This window comes from Protofrankia sp. Cr1, assembly GCF_963555865.1.
GTDB lineage: Bacteria > Actinomycetota > Actinomycetes > Frankiales > Frankiaceae > Protofrankia.
In genome coordinates this window covers 1-517 of record NZ_CAUVXO010000245.1, presented here as the reverse complement: position 1 = coordinate 517, position 517 = coordinate 1, and the positions used below count along the sequence as shown (strand labels likewise).

General features: G+C 66.7%; 1 pseudogene. It reads right to left on the bottom strand.

The annotated features are described in order from the left end of the window. A pseudogene (locus tag U9980_RS17710) lies at positions 1 to 517 on the bottom strand (type I restriction endonuclease subunit R); the annotation flags it as partial.

The window sequence follows — 517 nt, the reverse complement described above, 5'->3', positions numbered from 1 at the left end:
CCGGTACTCGTCCTGATTACGCGCGGTCGCCTGCGGGTCGTCGGCCTTGGTGTAGGTGAACCGGTCCGGTAGCTGGCTTTCCGGAAAGCCGTTGAGCTGCGCTTCGGTGAACTCCAACCCGGCGGCGTTGCTCAGCTGCCCGGAGAACGCGACCAGCGTGCCGGCGTCGGTGAACCCGGACAGCCCGACGTAGCTGCGGACCGCCTGGTACAGGTCGAGTGCGTGCTGCCGGCTGCTCGTGACGACCATCGTCTTGGCCCGGCCGCCGAGCCGCCCGGCGATGTTCTCCCGGAAATCGTCGACGATCAGTTTCGCCTTCTGGGCCAGCGATGTCGGATGCAGCTCCGCGTACCGGACCAGTTTCGCCTTCGCCTTGCCCGCGTCGACGTCCGGGTTGGAGATGGGCGACTCGACCTGCTCGACCGCGGCGTTGCGCAACCGCCACTTGGTCTCGTAGGTGATGTAGTTCGCCAGCACGTCGAGGATGTAGCCCTCGTCGACGGCTTGGCGCATCGAG